Here is a 501-nt window from a genome sequence, read left to right on the forward strand (position 1 = left end):
GCCGCGGCGGCAGACGGCGCGCGCCGGCGCGCGGAGCTGACCGGGCGTCTCGCCCGGGCCGAGGCGGCCATGCAGGCGCGCAATGCCGCCGCCCGGCGGGCCCGGCGAGGCCCCGACGCCGAAGCGATGCGCGGGATCGAGGCTGCCGCGCAACACCTCGCCACCGCCCGGGCGCTGCGCGATGCGCGCGCGGCGCAGCTGACCATGCGCTACGCGAGGGGTCACCCCGGCCGGGTCACGCTTGACGGCCGCGTGCTCGAGGACGGCGCGCAGGTCGCGCTGACCGGTCCGGCAACGCTCGACATCGCGGAGATCGGGCGGCTCGAGATCGATCCCGGAGAAGCCGCGGGCGCCGGTGCCGCGGACATGGACGCCGCCGCCCGCGCCCTCGCCGAGGCGCTGGCCGCAGCCGGGGCGGACACGCTCGAGGACGCCCGCGAGGCCGCCGCGGCGCGCGAGGCCGCAACCCGCGAGGCGGCTGAAGCCGCGGCGCGTCTCGAC

At 80.2% G+C, this 501-nt stretch carries 1 pseudogene; it reads left to right on the forward strand.

The annotated features are described in order from the left end of the window. A pseudogene (locus AB6A66_RS17495) lies at positions 1-501 on the forward strand (chromosome segregation protein SMC); the annotation flags it as partial.

The organism is Rhodosalinus sp. K401 (genome assembly GCF_041365735.1).
Lineage (GTDB): Bacteria > Pseudomonadota > Alphaproteobacteria > Rhodobacterales > Rhodobacteraceae > Rhodosalinus.